The 16,596-nt window shown below is 65.9% G+C and carries 15 protein-coding genes; 9 read left to right on the forward strand and 6 right to left on the reverse strand.

Annotated features, from left to right (window positions below; translation table 11 throughout):
• The first annotated feature begins 152 nt into the window (after positions 1-152).
• From QHF84_RS08975 to QHF84_RS08985, 3 genes are all read left to right on the forward strand, one after another.
• Entirely contained in the window at positions 153-644 is a 492-nt protein-coding gene (locus QHF84_RS08975; protein ID WP_281312791.1) for a transposase, read from the forward strand.
• Positions 556-927 (forward strand): transposase, encoded by a 372-nt coding sequence (locus QHF84_RS08980; RefSeq protein WP_281312792.1) that lies wholly within the window; start codon positions 556-558, stop codon positions 925-927. Before QHF84_RS08975 ends, QHF84_RS08980 begins: the two co-directional genes overlap by 89 nt.
• Positions 928-1,072: 145 nt before the next feature.
• Positions 1,073-1,381 carry a DUF6193 family natural product biosynthesis protein gene (locus tag QHF84_RS08985; RefSeq protein WP_281312793.1) on the forward strand — a complete coding sequence of 103 codons (309 nt, stop codon included), beginning with the start codon at positions 1,073-1,075 and terminating at the stop codon, positions 1,379-1,381.
• Between the two features lie 311 nt (positions 1,382-1,692).
• Here the strand turns inward: QHF84_RS08985 and QHF84_RS08990 are convergent, their stop codons facing one another.
• Positions 1,693-2,244: a hypothetical protein gene (locus tag QHF84_RS08990; protein ID WP_281312794.1), complete on the reverse strand. Its 552-nt coding sequence runs from the start codon at positions 2,242-2,244 to the stop codon at positions 1,693-1,695.
• A gap of 172 nt (positions 2,245-2,416) precedes the next feature.
• Here QHF84_RS08990 and QHF84_RS08995 point away from each other — a divergent pair, with 172 nt between their 5' ends.
• Both QHF84_RS08995 and QHF84_RS09000 read left to right on the forward strand, forming a co-directional pair.
• The gene (locus QHF84_RS08995; RefSeq protein ID WP_281312795.1) at positions 2,417-3,589 is read left to right on the forward strand and encodes a hypothetical protein; all 1,173 of its coding nucleotides are present in this window, start codon (positions 2,417-2,419) and stop codon (positions 3,587-3,589) included.
• Positions 3,590-3,600: 11 nt separating this feature from the next.
• Entirely contained in the window at positions 3,601-3,807 is a 207-nt protein-coding gene (locus QHF84_RS09000; protein WP_281312796.1) for a hypothetical protein, read from the forward strand.
• A 248-nt stretch (positions 3,808-4,055) separates the two neighbouring features.
• Here QHF84_RS09000 and QHF84_RS09005 read toward each other — a convergent pair whose 3' ends face one another.
• Positions 4,056-6,002, reverse strand: coding sequence for an RCC1 domain-containing protein (locus QHF84_RS09005; protein ID WP_281312797.1), 1,947 nt, complete (start codon positions 6,000-6,002; stop codon positions 4,056-4,058).
• Positions 6,003-6,328: 326 nt separating this feature from the next.
• Between QHF84_RS09005 and QHF84_RS09010 the strand changes: the two genes are divergently transcribed.
• The 3 genes from QHF84_RS09010 (at position 6,329) to QHF84_RS09020 (ending at position 10,912) form a co-directional block, all read left to right on the forward strand.
• Positions 6,329-7,051: a hypothetical protein gene (locus tag QHF84_RS09010; protein ID WP_281312798.1), complete on the forward strand. Its 723-nt coding sequence runs from the start codon at positions 6,329-6,331 to the stop codon at positions 7,049-7,051.
• Between the two features lie 306 nt (positions 7,052-7,357).
• Entirely contained in the window at positions 7,358-9,898 is a 2,541-nt protein-coding gene (locus QHF84_RS09015) for an MYXO-CTERM sorting domain-containing protein (protein ID WP_281312799.1), read from the forward strand.
• Positions 9,899-10,012: 114 nt separating this feature from the next.
• Positions 10,013-10,912 (forward strand): hypothetical protein, encoded by a 900-nt coding sequence (locus QHF84_RS09020; protein ID WP_281312800.1) that lies wholly within the window; start codon positions 10,013-10,015, stop codon positions 10,910-10,912.
• A 96-nt stretch (positions 10,913-11,008) separates the two neighbouring features.
• Here QHF84_RS09020 and QHF84_RS09025 read toward each other — a convergent pair whose 3' ends face one another.
• From QHF84_RS09025 to QHF84_RS09035, 3 genes are all read right to left on the reverse strand, one after another.
• Entirely contained in the window at positions 11,009-11,158 is a 150-nt protein-coding gene (locus tag QHF84_RS09025) for a hypothetical protein (RefSeq protein ID WP_281312801.1), read from the reverse strand.
• Positions 11,159-11,597: 439 nt separating this feature from the next.
• Positions 11,598-13,403 carry a serine hydrolase domain-containing protein gene (locus tag QHF84_RS09030; protein WP_281312802.1) on the reverse strand — a complete coding sequence of 602 codons (1,806 nt, stop codon included), beginning with the start codon at positions 13,401-13,403 and terminating at the stop codon, positions 11,598-11,600.
• 158 nt (positions 13,404-13,561) lie between these two features.
• Entirely contained in the window at positions 13,562-14,752 is a 1,191-nt protein-coding gene (locus QHF84_RS09035; protein WP_281312803.1) for an RCC1 domain-containing protein, read from the reverse strand.
• 73 nt (positions 14,753-14,825) lie between these two features.
• Between QHF84_RS09035 and QHF84_RS09040 the strand changes: the two genes are divergently transcribed.
• Entirely contained in the window at positions 14,826-15,698 is an 873-nt protein-coding gene (locus tag QHF84_RS09040; protein ID WP_281312804.1) for a hypothetical protein, read from the forward strand.
• 46 nt (positions 15,699-15,744) lie between these two features.
• Here QHF84_RS09040 and QHF84_RS09045 read toward each other — a convergent pair whose 3' ends face one another.
• On the reverse strand, positions 15,745-16,581 hold the full coding sequence (locus QHF84_RS09045; RefSeq protein WP_281312805.1) for a nucleotidyltransferase domain-containing protein: 837 nt from the start codon (positions 16,579-16,581) through the stop codon (positions 15,745-15,747).
• Positions 16,582-16,596: the final 15 nt, after the last annotated feature.

Genomic DNA, 16,596 nt, shown 5'->3' on the forward strand with positions numbered 1-16,596 from the left:
CACACCTGCATATGTCGTCAGCAATCAAAAATGTACCGACGACTGGACCGAGCCTCGTTCGATTGATCCTACAAAGTGGGATGTTGGAGCCGATGGACCTACTCGACGGTTTATGAGATGAGTTCTAGACTGGTCGTGCCAAACCTGCGTACATGAGCATCGACGAGCGACCTTTCCGCCAGGGTTATCCTTCCGACCTGACGGATGCCGAATGGGATCTCATCGCCGAGCTGCTTCCGACTCCGATCTGGATCCGGAATCTCCAGGAGCCGAAGTACCACCCGAGGGAGATCATGAACGCCATTCGGTACCGCACGCGGACCGGCTGTTCGTGGAGACAGCTCCCACATGATTTCCCACCGCTTTCTTCTGTCTATCAATGGTACCAGCGGTGGACGAAAGACGGCGTACTGGATGACATCCACGACCGTCTCCGCCGCATGGTGCGTGTGAAAGCCGGCCGAGAGCCAGAGCCGACCGCGGCTATCGTTGATAGCCAGAGCGTCAAAGCAACAGACGTCGGCGGCCCAACGGGCTTCGACGCGAAAAAAAAAGGTGAGCGGACGAAAGCGTCATCTCCTCGTCGACGTCATGGGGATGCTCCTCGGCGTGCAGATCACACCGGCATCGACGCAAGATCGTGATGGGGCCGTTCCCCTGTTACGGGAAGCTCATCGGGAGTATCCGACGCTCAAGCACATATGGGCCGATGGCGCGTATCATGGGAGCGTGATCGACAAGGTTCGTGCAGACACGGGACTGACCATCGAGATCGTCAAGCGCACGGATGACCTACGCGGACTTGTCGTATTGCCAAGGAGGTGGGTCGTGGAGCGAACGAACGGATGGCTCTGCAAATGGCGCCTGCTCAACAAGGAATACGAGCGTACCCTCGAATCAGCCGCGCCGATGTCCTTTACGCAATGACCTCATTGATGCTCCGACGCCTGACGACTTCCGACGAGTCGCGCAAGGAAGCTCGGAAATCCTGACGAACACCCTCTTAGGGAAAACAAGCCGCCGGTTTCACCCCCGCGCATGACGAATATACAAGAATTCGGGGGACAATGACATGGGAACCAACGACGACGTGATCGCAAGGCAATGGGAATTCCTTTTGGAGCGGGCACATGGTCGCGTTCGCGCGGTCGCTGAACGCGCTGCCAAGGAACCGGAACTGCGCCGGTTCTACCCGTTTCAGAGCCTGAACTTCCTGCGGTTCAGCCGAAAGGTGTCCTATCCGTTCGACATGTTGCCATATATTGCTGCGGAGGGACTCGATAACGGTCGCTATGAAGCGAGAAGCGCTGACAATCGAAAACTCTGTGAGGGTACGCTAGACGACGTGATCGTAGCTGTGCTCCGAGCACTACGCGAGTGAAGGCCAGGGGCTATTTGACCATATCGATGAATGAGCAGCGGAGTACGCCCTCCCGCCCAGCTCGATTTCCGCACGAATTGCCGCCGCTCGCTGATGATTTCGCATCGGTCGCTCCCTTCGAGGCACCAGCGTCGAAGGAGCGAGCCGTCGGTGTCACGACGGGGGTGGGCGAGGTGGTACGCGGATCCGTCGTCAAGAGGACGCGGATGGCGCGGGTTACGCCGAGTCAGGGGTGATGGAACCGTTCTCGGAGGTCGGTTCGGGGCTCCGCGCGGACCTCGAAGGTGACCCCTCGCCGCGGTCCCGCGCATTCAAGCGTGGGCATTCACGCACTCGGATCGCTCGATGCGCTGCGAGTAGCTGCCGAGTGGATGGGCGACCTCGCGGATCGCCCCGTCGGCGGCGACGAGATAGACGCCGACGATGGCGGGGTCGATGCGTTCAGCCCCTTCGCGCTTTCCAATGCAACCGATGACGTTTCCCTCGGACGACGAGGCGATCAACGACCAGTGGACCTGCGTGTGCGGGTAGGCTCGGCGGAACTCCGCGAGCGCCAACGAGCCTGCGCGGCGCGTCGCGTCGAACTCCTCGGCGGTGAGCCGCGGAATCCTGCGGTGCCGGGCGAAAAACGAGAGCTTGAAGCCCGCCAGGGGAGCCGCCAGAGCGGCCAGCACCGTGGCGAGGATTCCGCTTGCCCCGAAGTGCTTCGCCGCGAAGAAGGTTCCGACGGCCGCGCCGCCGGCGATCAGCACATCGGCCAGCGTGATCCACGCGGGGTTCGGTGGAACGTCGACGAAGATGCTGTCCGGATCATCGGCGAAGTCACCAAGTTTGCCCCGTGACATCGGCTCATCCTGCATCACGGCATGTCGCCAGTCCACCACCGACTGGCGCGCGTGGTTCTCCTGGAGGCTGTTGACGTGAGAAGCGAATCTCGTTACATACGCCACAAATGCTCGTAGTTTCGTGCGGAATGGAACTCCCGCGCCTGGTGCGCGGAACGAGTCGTTCGTGAGCGAGCCGCCGAGAGGACCGATGGATTCAACCAACGAGACGCCACGCACTCCGCTCGAGTGCACCGACGGCGAACCCTTCTTGTTTGCGGCCGTTTCGCCCATCCCCGGCCGCTCGCCGCGTCTCGATCTCCCGCTGGCCAGCGAGGGCCCCGCGATTGATCACTACTCGTCGCAGCACGCGCCGCGGGGGCTCGTCGCGTATCGTCTGCGTCGGGGGGACGTGGCGGTCCTCGATGACGTGACGCGCGCCCTCTCGCGTGTGCCTGCAGCGGAAGGCAGCGATGCCGGCGCGGATTCTTCGCGGTGGGGTGCGCGGCAAGGCGCACGCACCGCGCCCTCCGAGCCGGCGCCCGACGATGCGCGGCGCGCGCTGCTCGCGAATCCGTTCCGCGCGGTGCGTGAGCTGAGGGATGGCGCGCGTGAGGTGCTCGCGGCTCACCCCGAGCTTCGCGGGGACGTGCTCGCCGCTCTCACGGTCGCGGTCACGGACGAGACCGAGCAATACGACGTCCGCTTTCATGCACTCGAGCAGCTCGCGGAGCTCGATCGCGCGTACGCGGTCGCCATCGCCGAAATGGTCGAGGACCCCAGGATGGCCCCGCTGGTCGCGCCGCTCGTGAAGTTTCCGGAGCCCGGCGCGCTTGCGCGTTACGCCCACGACATCGGGCTTCTCCCCGAGATCACCGACGGGGAGCTTCGCGCGGTCACGATCGAAAACGTTCTCGGGTCGCGTACGGCCCTCTTCGCGAAGGAGACCGACGCGTACCCGAATCACTACGACGACGTGCTCACTCGCCTGGCGCGACTCGTGTCGCCGGTGCTCGACGACGTCCTCTTCGAAGAGGTGCCACACCATGAGTTCTTCGATGACGACGTGTCCGACGAGGACGACGACGACGACGACGACGCGTATCGGCCGGTGAACGACCCCGATCAATTGCGCGACGCGTACAGGCTGCGCGCGTTCTTGCCGGATTGCACCTACGAGATCGTCGCCGGCGACACCACGGATTGGATCGCGGTGGAGCCGGTGCTGGGGCTCCTGAACACGCTGTGCGAGGCGCGCGGGTCGGACCTCCGCTTCGTCGAGCTTTCGACCGGCTCGCAAGACGGGTGCGTGCTCGCGGCGCCAGCGCGGGCCATTCAAACCGCCGTCGACGACGGCGTCCTCGTCGTGATATGGCCGAGCTGAGAGGTGAGACGGTGACGAAAAACGTGACGGGATGCTCGTGCAAAGCCTTTGTCGACGCACGCAACTACGGATTCGTGCGCGAAGATGCAACGGGCTTCTGGCTCGCCGATCTCGAGCAGGGCTCGGCCGGCATGGGGGGGTATCAGCGGATGTATGGCCCCGCGATCGCGTTCTGCCCGTTCTGCGGCACGAAGCTCGTGACGGCGCCGCGCGGCTAAGAGCGGCCTGCCGCCGGGCGTGATCACCGGGCTGGAGAGATTGCCCGCGGGCGCGGTGACGTATCTCGGCGACGCGCCTCGCCCTGCTGCTGGCCGGCGAGCGCCGGCTCGTGAGCCTCGGCGTCGACCAGAAGGTGCGCGGCGGCGCGGGATTTGCGCTGATGCTCGGCGGCTACGTTGGAGCACATGGCCCGCAACGCCGTTGAGTTGGCATTCCTGTTTCACCTGCCATCGATCCACCATCAAGCTTACTCCGGCACCCATTCCCCATGGATGTCACCATTGCCGAGCTGCCCGAATTGATTGAATCCCTTGCACAGGACCGTACCTTCGTTTCGAAGAACGCACCCGTGTTGCGCCCCTAGTACCAACTGATGAATGCCCGGCAAATCCGAATAAGTCTTGGGCAACGCATTCAGCATCATGCCCTCGAGAAGATAGACGCCGTGGCCTTCCAGCATTTCGCTGCACGATTCCCAGCCTCGATGAAGAAGCACGCATGCCCAATAGGCATCCGGCTGGAGATGGAGTGGACGATTGTTCTCCACAACTTCAAGCGTCTGGGCTCGGATGAACTCCACATGCTGCTTCAATTCGGACGATGACGACAAGCCACCCCAGCAATACACTTTCTCATCCTTTTTCGCGACACCGCAGGTATGAAAACCGCAATTGGCAATATGGCCAACGGGAGGGAGATCACGTACGATCACCGTGGCATCAACCGGTATCATTGCCCCAACAGCGAGTAGGTCTTCTAGATGCTGTCCCCAACACCGGACCTCTCCTGTCGCCAAGAGTGCGCACGAGTATTTACCTCCAATGGCGAGCTGCTTCGCGTTAAAAATGCCCGGAATGATCGCTGGCGCTGTGCGCTTCTCTTCGGCCTTCATTGGATCATCTCGCCAGCACCAAACAGTACCATTCTTGCGACGAACACAGGTGTCCACACGTGGGAAGTACCTTTTCACGCCGGCCAGTGCGACGTCGACGACGTCGTCAAAGAGCTTCTCTGGTCGGGGGCGGAGGGGCGCGCGATTCGTGTCGATTGGGCCAACACCCCCGCCCCAACACCATAATGTGTCGTCGCTTCTGCGAGCACATGTCCGCGTATTGCTAGCAGTGATTTGCACGACATCGGTCAGCCCCTGGACCTCGACGGGGCGCGGTTGAATGGCTTGCCTGTCATTACCAAGTTCACCATAGGTATTGTCACCCCAGCAATACACATGGCCTTGTATTGTGCGCGCACATGTGTGGTACGCGCCGAGCGCAATCTGTGCCGTCCGTTCGAGTTCGACACGTACTGGCGCTCCAAAAAGATACCATGGGCCTTGGCGCGCGCGTGATCCATCCCCACTCCCCCAGCATCGAATGGCACCAGATACGAGTCGCGCACATGTGCTGCTCTCAGAGGCAACGATGCTGATTGTATCTGCAAGTCCATGCACGGAGGATGGAATCATCCGTCTTTCGACACGGGTGCCATCGCCGAGCTGACCATGGCGATTGTCCCCCCAGCATCGTACTGTTCCATTTGCAAGACGAGCACAGCCGTGATTCCGTCCTATTGCGAGCGATGTCGGATTTTCGATGGATGGTACCGGTTCTGTATCGAGCGTTTTTCCCAGAAGAGTCGGTCTGCCATCGCCCCAGCACTGCACCATTCCGGTTTCGGTCACCGCACAGCCCATTGTCCCGCCAACCCCGACCTCTCGCGCACCAGAGACTCCTTTCACCATCACGGGCACATGTCGACCGTCATGCGTTCCATCGCCGAGTTGCCCATTTTCGTTCTTGCCCCAGCATACCACGGTACCAGATTTTCGGCGCGCGCAAGTTGATTCCCCATAGACGGAAACATCGACGGCATCGTTTAGCTCCTTGACGGTGACCGGTTGGTCCGATGAAACCGCGGTGCTGTCGCCTAGTTGACCATGATCATTTTTTCCCCAGCAACGGACTGTGCCGTTGGCACGTACGGCGCATGCGTGCGTTGTGCCGACACCAAGGTCTACGATGTCGTTTTGCAACCCTGATACATCGGAAAGCTCCGATTCTTCCGCTGTGCGCTCGACAGATTTGCTACAACGAACCACACCCGTTGCCAATCGAATGCATGCGGCAAACGACGCCTGCTGACCACCCAAAGCAAATTGTGCGGCAGTCGCGAGCCAGGGAACGGGTCGATACATTTCCGTTCGATAGGTTGTCGTGCAATAGGCTTCTCCGCCCGGCCATACACCACAGAGGAACGCACCGTCGAGCGCGATATCGAGCGCGCCGTGATCTCGAAAATTGCCGCGCACGAGTGGGGGAGAGCGAGGCTTCGGCGGTGCCTCGCAAGCGACGAGTGCGGGTAGGAGAACGATGCTCCATCGACAAGACGCAAAACTCATTACAATCACGTATGCGACACTCCTGTGCGGCAAAGCTTGGAGGGCTCGAGCCATCCGCGGGCGCGGTGACGTACTGCGGCGACTTCACGCGCTGACGCGAGTTTCGAGTGTACCGTGCGCCCATGTGGCGCCTCTTCACGAGCCTCGTCATCGCCCTCTTCGTCACCTTCCCGCTGTGCTTCGCCGCCGTCGGCCTCGCCGTCGAGTACGCGGCCGGCAGGCTGGTCGTCGACGATACCGCACTGCCGACGAGCATCGGCCTGGCCGTGCTCATCCCCCTCTCGTCCTTCGGCGCGCTCCGCCTCTTCCAAGCCTGGCGCCGGAGCCGCCCGCAGCGCAGCGAGACCACCGAGACCCGCGGCTTGCTCGAGCGCTTCGCCCTCGCCAACCCCGGCCTCTTCGCGAGCGCCGTCAGCTTCAACGGCTTCGGCCTGCGCTACCTCGACCCGCACCACCGCGGCCCCGGCGACGGCCTGACCATGACCCTGTGGCTGACCGTCGCCTTCCTGCCGGTCGCGCCGGTCCGTCGCGAGCGCCTGCGCTTCCTCGGCCCCGAGAAGCAGCGCGGCCTGCCCTTCGTCCTCACCTGGCAGACCGCCACGATCCAGACCGTCGAGCGCCTCCCCGTCGACCGCCCGCGCAACCGCCGCGTCTACGGCTTCTATTACGGCATCTTCCTGCCGCTCGTCGTCGCCCCGCCCGTCATCGGCTTCGTGACGCTGGTGCAGCGCCACTTCCGCGTCGCGGCCTGGCAGTTCTTTACCGCGGTCGCGCTCTACCTCGTCTGGGGCATCGGCCTCGTCGCCCTCGAACGCCGCGTCATGGGCACCCCCGACGCCCTGTGAGCCGCGGTTCCGTGGTGCGTCGAACTATGTTCGCCCCCCGGACGTGAGCTCGTCAATACGAGGGTGAATGCGCGTCCCGGAAGCGGATGCGGGTGCGATTGGCTCTGCGCCGTCGCGTACTGTACAACTCGCCCCCCTCGCGCATCAGGAGAAAGCATGTCGCATCGCAGCGGAGCACGAGCAAACTGGGTCATTTTGTTCCTGGGTGGATTGTCCTTCAGCACCGCCGGGTGCGGGGGCGGCACGATACCCGAGCAAACCGGCGACGCGCCGTCTCAGGACGCAACGCCTCGCGGCGCACGCTCGATGTCGACGGGCCCCACCGCGATGACGCCGGAGCTGCGGGCCGCGTACATCGAGGCCGTCCAAGCCGGCGCGGGCGAGATCTACCGCGCCGAGCGCGTGGGGTCCGGTGCGGCGCGGTTCGTCCACCCTTCGCAAGGGTTTCAGGCGACGATCGACGGTGAAGCCCTGCGGCTCGTGGGGGACGCGGAGAGCTGGGAGTCATGGCTCTCGACGACGGCCATCGGATGTGAAGGAGATTCGGTGCTCGGCCTCCCGGCGGGCGCTGTCGAGATATCGCAGAACCGGGTCGATATCCGGCGCGGCATCGTCGAGGAGTGGTACGTCCACGGGCCTCTTGGGCTCGAGCAGGGATTCACCGTGGATCAGGCGCCTTCTTGTGAGGGGACCAAGGTGCTGACGCTCGCGATCGGCGGCAGCCTGGTGCCGCTCGTCGTGGACGAGGACGGGGATGGGAAGGGGGAGGCCGTTGCATTCATAGACGCCCAGGGCGCGGCGGCGGCGACGTATACGGACCTGTACGCGAAGGACGCGACGGGCAAGCGGCTCGACGCGTGGATGAGCGTCACGGCAGGGAAGCTCGCGCTGCACGTCGACGACGCTGGGGCGACGTATCCGGTGGAAATCGATCCGCTCGTGGCGACCCAGCAGGCGAAGCTCATGGCGAGCGACGGCGTGGAGAGAGACACCTTCGGCACTTCGGTGGCGATATCGGGAGACACCGCGATCGTGGGAGCGCCGGCGCAGCCCTCTCTCACCAACGTCCCGGGCAAGGCCTATGTGTTCGTGCGCAATGGCGGTGTCTGGACCGAGCAAGCGAAGCTCATGGGCAGCAGTGGGCTTCCGGATAACTACTTCGGAGGCGCGGTCGCGCTTTCGGGGGACACCGCGCTCGTGGGAGCATCTGGTTACTTCAACGGCAATAGCCTTGCAGCGTGGTATGGCTTCGCCTATGTGTTCGTGCGCAGCGGCGGCGTTTGGACCGAGCAGGCGCTGCTCGTGCCGGCCGCTGGGGATGGGTTCAAAGGGAACTTGTTCGGCCATTCGGTGGCGCTCTCGGGGGACACCGCGCTCGTCGGATCGGTCGGCGACTACAATGGTGCCTTGTACGGCGCGGGCGCGGCCTATGTGTTCGTGCGCAGCGCAGGGACCTGGACCCAGGCCGCGAAGCTCTTGGCGAGCGACGGCGCGGCGGGCGACGGCCTGGGGTCTTCGGTGGCGCTGTCCGGCGACACCGCGCTCGTGGGGGCGGCTTACGACGACGACATGGGGTCAAACTCCGGCTCGGCGTATGTTTTCACGAACAACGGCGGCGCCTGGACCCAGCAGTCGAAGCTCGTGGCGGCGGATGGGGCTGCAAACGATGCGTTCGGCTTTTCCGTGGCGTTGTCTGGGAGCACCGCGCTCGTGGCGGCGCACTACGACGACGACAAGGGTTCGGTCCATGTTTTCACGAGCAATGGCGGCGTATGGACCCCGCAGGCGAAGCTCGTGGCGAGTGATGGAGCGAGCGGAGATCAGTTCGGCTACTCGGTGGCGCTGTCGGGGGACACGGCGCTCGTGGGGGCGCGCCTCCAGAAAGAAAAGGGGTTCATCGCCGGCGCGGCCTATCTTTTCAGGGCCTCAGGCGGCGTTTGGACCCAGCAGTCGAAGCTGTTCGGGAGTGACACGGCATCGGGCGATTATTTCGGCGTCTCGACGGCGCTGTCGGCGGACACCGCGCTCGTGGGGGCGGCATTGGACGACGACAAGGGGACCGAGTCGGGCTCGGCCTACGTGTTCACCCTCGCATTGACCAATGGCTCGTCCTGCACGCAGGCAGATGCGTGCGCGAGCGGCTTCTGCGTGGACGGCGTATGTTGTGACACCGCCTGTGGTGGGGGCACGACCACCGATTGCCAGGCCTGCAGTGCGGCAGTGGGAGCCACTGCGAATGGGACCTGCGGTCCGACGGCGGCCGGCACGGAATGCCGCGTTTCGGCCGGCGCCTGCGACGTGGCCGAGACCTGCGACGGAGCCTCCAGCGAATGCCCCGCAGATGCAATCGCCGTCGCCGGCACGGAATGCCGCGCTTCGGCCGGAATCTGCGATGCGGCCGAGACCTGCGACGGAGCAGCCATCTCGTGCCCCGAGGATGCAAAGGTCCCCGCAGGCATGGAATGCCGAGCCTCGGCCGGTGAATGCGACGTCGCCGAGAGCTGCGACGGGGCCGCGGATGAGTGCCCCGCCGATACGAGCGCGCCCGATGGCACCCCGTGCACCGATGGCAAGTGCGCTGCCGGTGTCTGCGTCGACGGAGCCGGCGGAAGCGGCGGAAGCGGCGGTTCCGGCGGAAGCGGCGGGAGCGGTGGGAGCGGCGGAAGCGGCGCCAATGGTGGTGCGGGCAGTGGTGAAGGTGGAAGCGGCGGAGGCGGCAGTCCTGTCGAGGAGAGCGGATGCGACTGTCGCGCGGCGGGAACGACGTCGGGTGAGAGCTCTCATGCCGCCCTCTCCCTTCTCGGGCTCGCGCTCCTTGGAATCCGGCGCCGCCATCGGAGGACGTGACCCGTCGTCGAAGGGCCCTCACGACCGCGCAGGCGCTCGCGCTCCCTTTGCGCTGGGTGACGAATTTCGAACATCGCGCGTGCACGATCGCCGTTCGGGTGAAACAGTCTCCGCGTGGCCATCTCAAAAGAGAAAATGCAGAGCTGGGCGATGCGGATGATCGAAGAGGCTCGCCCGCCGTCGCGAACGATCACCGCCATCGACGACCTGCTCGCGTTACGCAGCTTCTTCAACGGGGGCCGGACGATCTTGTTCGGTATGAAGACGACGCCCGACGCGTTCGAAGATCCGAGCGCGCTCGTCGAGGAGGCGCGCGACGCGCTTCGCGAATGGTTCGATCACTTCGGCGAGATCGGCGATGCGAAAGAGCAGGCACAGCTCTACTACCGACTCGAGCACCTGATCGAAATCCCCGAGCCCGAGCTCGTACGCCAGGAACGCGCGGCCAACGAGGCGCGTGAATCCGCGAAGCGCGACGCATTGAGCGTGCTGCCACGACCGCTCGATGCGGTCGCCGCGGTCTCTCCGTCGCTCGCGGCCGCGCTGCAGAACCCCCAGGGCGGACGTTCCGAGGACTTCTTCGCCAAATACGGGGAAGCGCTGACGCCCAAGGGCAACACGTCGCTCGACATGTCGAACTTCGATTGGCTGAGCGCCGATCCCGACTGGGACGAGCTCGTCGGCTCCCGATTCGACGCGCCATTCTTCCCCATCGCCGGATCGGATGGCGACTACGTCGGCGTGCTCGTCTTCCTCGAGGCGCCGGACGACGACGCCGTCGTCCTCTACTACTCGCACGAAGAGGGCTTCTCCTTCATGGCCGAGAGCCTTCAGCACTGGAATGCGATGTGCGACGCGGCCTCGGCCGGCGGTCGTGGAGTGAAAAAGCAGGTCGACCGCGCTCGCGGCCGCAACCCGCGTTGGAAGATCGACGGCGCTCTTCCGACGAACGCCTACGGCGATGCGCTCGCGCGGGCGGAGGCGATCATCGAACGCCTCCACCGCGGCAATTGAAGGCGCGAATGCTCACTTCTCCAGGAAGCTGGTCACGCTGCGTCGGTTCGGGGCTCCGCGCGGACACGCGACGTCATCGAGCGGGAGCCCCGCGCCTCACTTACCGGCGAGGCATTCGGGATTGCAGCGCTCGGCAATGCAACCGTCGAGTCGAGTGGCCTCGTCGGAGGGCTCGAAGAGCTCGTCGCACCTGGCGAGGCAGGTCTTGATCATCGCAGCACGGTCGCTGTCTCCAAGCGTGGGCATCCCGGCGGGAAGCGGCTTGCGGCATCCCATGCGGCACCCGAGCGCTTGGGCCGCGCCGGGGGTGAAAGCCACAGGCGGAGAACAGCAACGAGACTTGACGCACGGAGCACAGGACTCGGACAGGCTCTTCGTCATCGTGCACGCGGCGACAGGCTCGGGGCTCTCCGACGCCGGGCGCGCCTCCTCGGTGGGCATGCTTGTCGAGGCCGAGGTGGGCGCGGGAGCCGGGGCGGCCATGGGGCTCGGCTCCGAACCGCCACACGCGACGAGGAAAACTCCCAGCACGGGTACAGGAAAACATTTCATTCGGCCACGCTGGTAGCACTCTCGTAACGCCTCGCCAGCCTCGTCTGGACCGCATGACGGGACGGCAGCCGCACGAACCATACACCCTGCCCCGCAGGATCAAGGTGCCGCCGCGCTCGGGTCGAAGAGCGCGTCATGGCTTCACCAAAGACGTAGGCTTTGGTGCTTTGTCCGCTCGCGCCGCCGGCGCCTCCGCCGCCGGGAGCCGTCTCGCGCGCAGGCGGCGCAGACGGCGATTGCTGATCGTCAATCCATCCACCTCGCCGGACGCCGTCCGCGTGAATGTCACGGTCCCCAGCATATCGCTGACGAAGCGATCGCCGCCGATGGCTTCGAGCGTGGCCTCCTTCTGCCTCGGCCAGCGCAGCTTCAGTTTGCCGTCCGTCATGCGCAACGTGTAGGTCATGTCGACCTCGTCGATTCGATACGACCCCTCGAATGCCGCCAGCGTCGAGGCGGCCGGCACGGCGGCCGTCACGCGCGTGAAGATTCTCGGCGTCGGCCAACCATCCGTAATGCGCAGTTCGCGCGGCGCATCGGCAGCGGGCGCGGAGAACTGCCATTTCGCCGTGTCGCCCATGCGAAACACGCCGTCGCCGAGCGGCACGAGCGGCGACGGCGCGTCGATGCTGCGCAGCGCGCCGTCTTTCACCTCCAGCCGCACCACCTCATCCGAAAACGGGCTCCAGTAGACACCGGCCAGCGCCGAAAGCTCCGCCTCCGGCACCTTCACCGCGGGCGGCGGCGCGGCGTCCATGCGATCGCCCAGATACACGTCGGCCACCTTCCGCGTGAGCTCGTCGGGCGCGATCGTCGCGCCGTTGCATAACGCCACGATGGCCAACCGCTGGTCCGGGAAGGTGATGACATCCGCGCGGTAGCCGGCGTCCATACCGCTATGCCCCACCGTCCGCAGGCCGCGATATGTCTCGAGCCACAGGCCGCTGCCATAACCGGTCGCCACGCCGCTCTTCAGCGTGCCTGATGTCTGCATCGCCGTCACCAGCGCCCGCCCGCCGACGCGCGCGTGGACGAAGTTCTCTTCCCATTTCAGCAGGTCGCCGACCGTGGTGAAGAGGCTGGTCGAGCCGTAGTGGTCGTACACCGGAATGCTCACGCTCCATCCGCCGCCCGCGCGCGGACGGTACGCCGACGTGCGCCGCGGGACGATTTCGGTATGGTCGTCATGGAAGTGGGTGTCCGTCATGCCGAGCGGCTTGAAAATCCGCGCGTCGGCGAATGCCCGCAGCGACTGGCCCGACACGCGTTTGACGATCACCGAAAGCAGCGTGTAGCCGGCGTTGTTGTAGAGCGGCTCCGTTCCCGGCTCGTAGTTCAGCCCGCGCTGCTTCGTCAGGGCCCACAGCATATCCGCCTCGGTGGACAGGTCATCGCCGCGCCAACCGGCCAGGTTCAAGAGCTGCCCCTGTTCCCGCAGGCCGCTCGTGTGATGGATCAGGTCCGCGATGCTGATCTTCTTGCCGTAATCGGGCATCTCCGGCAGGTATGTCCGGATGTCGTCGGAGAGGGACAGCTTGCCCTCCTGTTCCAGCAGCCGGATCGAGAAGGCGGTGAACTGTTTGGAGATGGATGCGACGTGGAAGATCGATTCCGGCGTGATGGCGGCGTCGTACTCCAGGTTCGCCATGCCATAGCCGCGCGCGTAGTCGAGCGTGCCGTCGCGCGAAATCCCCACGGCGCAGCCGGGCGTGGTCTTGCCGGTCCAGGGCGCGAAAATCGCGTCCACCTGCGTGTGGCGGTCGGGGGGTCCGGCGCTCGCGGCCTGGGTCTGGGCATGGACGACGGCCGCTTCCGGGGTCGGCACGACGGAGCCTCTTCGCTGCCCCTCGGGGGCGCCGGAGCACGCGAGCATCAACGCTCCCATCGAGCCCAAGCTCGTGATCGCCGCCTGGAAACGCCCAACGTTCGAGCCAAACATGAATGAGATCCTCTCTTCCGATCGTGCTTCTGCGCGGGCTCGGCGCCCATTTAGCGCGCGCTTGCCAGAGCGCGTCATTCCTTCGCCGCGCAGCCGAGCCGCGTCAAGTGGACCCGGGGCGTGTCGATCGCGGGGGGCTGCTCGTGCCGCGCCCCGCGTCACCGCGAAATCGTCACCACGCTCGGCGCCGCGATGAGCCCCTTCCCGCTGCCGCTCGACTGACCCGCTTCGTCCGCGCCCCAGCACACCACGCGCCCATCCGCGAATGCCGCGCAGGTGTGCGCCTCGCCGCAACCGATTGCCTTCGCGCCCGCCGCGGCGGGCACCTCCACCACCGTCCCTGCGGCCACGGGATCGCCCGTCCCGAGCTGCCCGCGGCGCCCGTCACCCCAGCAAAGCACGCGGCCATCGGCCTTTTGCGCGCACGCGTGCTCCGCCCCCGCGCAGAGCGCCGCCGCGCCCGCCATCCCTTCGACCGGCAGCGGATCCCTCGTGCCGGCGGGCTCCCTCCGGCCGAGCTGGCCACGCGTGTTGCTCCCCCAGCAGAGCACGCCGCCCGCCCCGAGCCCGCACGCGAAGTCGCGCCCCACCACGAGCACGCCCACCGTCTTGCCGTCGTCCTGCGATCCGAAATCGCGTTCGGGCTGCCGCGGCGCGAGGCTCGGCGGCCCGAACGGGCAGGCGACGCGTGGCACGCCGTTGACGTCGCTCAGCGTGCACAGCCCCGACTCGAAGGCAGCGCCGCTCGCGGCGTAGACCTTGGAGCAGAGCGTCCCCGACGGGCACGGCGGCGCGGGGCCGCGGCCGGTGAGGCCGAAGATGTCCGTGTCGAGGTGCGCGCCGGTGCACGCCGCGAAGGAGCCGGAATACTCCTCGGACCAGAAGAAGCACGAGCTGTCACGCGTGAGCACCGGCTGGGTCTTTTCGTGCTGGATGTGCTCGCCGGCGCGGCCCATTTCGCGCACGAGGACGGGGCTCGGGCGTTCGATGCGGCTACCGTCGCCGAGCTGCCCGTGATCGTTTTTCCCCCAGCACCGGATGACGTCCTGCTGCACGGCGCAGGCGTGATCGGGGCCGGCGGCGAGGGCCAGCACGCCGCCGAGCCCGTCGCCGCCGCGCTGGCCGGAGTCGTTCGTGCCCCAGCAGCGAACCTGACCACGCGTGGTGAGGAGGCAGGAGAAGGCGCGGCCGAGGGCCAGCGTGGTGCTCACGGGCTCACGGGCGCCGGCGGCGGGCGGCGGCGCGTGCGCGGCGGTGGCCGAGGGCGCGGCGAGCGGGGCGGCGGAGGGCCGATGGGGCTCGGGGCGGCAGGCGGCGAGGAAAGCGAAGGCGAAAAGGATGCGGCGCATGCTGGTAGATGGAGGGAGAGCCGGAGTTTTATTCTTACAAGATACAGACAAAGGCGATGTAGAAGGGGGGCCCATGCGCCCGACGTCATCGTCCACTTTTTACGGCACCGTCGTTTCGGCCGTGCTCCTCGCTGCGGCGGGGTGCGGCGCGTCGCCCTCGGGCGGCGCGAACGACGTGCAAGTCGCTGCCGCAGCGCAGCCGTCGAAACCGGCGGAGCTGCCGCCCGCGCCTGCTCCGCAGCCTCCGCCCGAATCGGCTCCGCTGCCTCTGGAGAATGGGCAATGCCCAGCGCCGCACACGTGCCGGTTCGAGCTCGAAGGGCTGACCAGTCGGCTCCTCGGTCGCAAAGCCGACGACGTCGAGAGCGTCTCGCTCGCCGGCCAGGTGGCAAAGGTCGAGGACGCAATCCCGGTGCCGACGGAGGCCCTCCTCCCGATGATCGACGGTCACGTCGCGGAGGTCGCCGACGATCGATTCAACGTCGACGTGCCGCTCGAGGTCCGTTTCCGCGATGGCAGCCGCGCCCAGGGGACGTTGCGGCTCGGCGGCATGACGTTGCGCATGCGCATCGAGGAGGTCCTGCGCGGCGCCGCCAAGGGCCCCGTCGCACTGCCAGCAGACACGCCCGAGGCCGAGAAGCCGCGCTCGATGTGGGTCATCGGCGGCACCGCATCCCCGCGCCTCCGCGGCGTCGCCAAGACGCTCCAAGACGTCGACTGGGTGCTCGTAGCAGATGACGTCTCGCGCAAAGCCAAGTGTCCCGATGGCAGCACCGTCTCCATCGCCGCTCTGCGCGCCCGGCTCTACCTGCGCCGCTCCGGCATCGTCATCGCCGAGCGCGTCTTCGCGACCAGCGATTCCGTCGGATGCAGGTCCGAAATCGGCATGCGCAACGCCGAACCCGGCGCCCGCTGGGCCTGGGACGAGCTGCGCCTCCGTCGCTGAGCCGCGGCGTTCCCGCTTCGCGTGTGCTCGCGTCGGCGCACGCCGGTCAAACACCCTCTCGCTGGAGAATGGCACGCAGGGCTTCGGACAAGCCGCGCAAGCGTTGCAACGCGCGCGCATGGTCCCCGTTGCCGATGTCTCTCCAGATCTCGGCCTGCGCCTCGGCCAAACCCTCGATCGTGATCGGGTAGGTCGCAGCTTCGGCGACGGCGCCTTTCTCGTTGATCAGGTAACGGCCATTCACTGCAAACAAAACTTGCGCCGCGCAGCACAGCGCCCGGTAGGCGCACCCCGCGATATGCGTGCGCTCGGCGCGCCTGGCCGCGATCTCGGCATTCTCGATGGCGAAGTCCACCTCCCAGCCGAAGCGGGTGATCAGCGCGTTCTTCAGCGCTTCCGGATACGGCCACGTTTGGCTCTTCAATTCGGCGATGACGCCGAACGGATCGAAGAGCGGCCGGCAGGTCGCGACTTCGCCCATCCAGATGGTCGAACAGAAGCCGTGGGGGTGCCCCACTTGGTAATTCATCGAGAAGCGGCCTTGCCGCGCGTCGGCGATGACGGCGCGTACGCCGCCGAGGTCGCGGTAAAGGAGATCGACCTCGACGCCGCCGATGCTGAGCCAGCCGCCGCCGTTGACCCAAGGGCCCCATTCGCCGAAATGGGTCACCGTCGATGAAGGGTCATCGACCAGCGGGGCGATGGCCGAGCGCAGCGTTTCTACGTTGAATGGCGCGCCCGGCTCGTAGTAGAGGCCGATGTCGTAGTCGGACATGGGACCCGCCGTTCCTCGCCCGCGTGATCCGCCGAGGACGAGCGCGGTCAGGTTTTCGATGCCCCGGAGCGCATCGACCACACGGACAAGAACCGGATCCTCCATCATCTGCGGGTTATGGCA

It is taken from the genome of Polyangium sp. y55x31, from assembly GCF_029946505.1.
Lineage (GTDB): Bacteria > Myxococcota_A > Polyangia > Polyangiales > Polyangiaceae > Polyangium.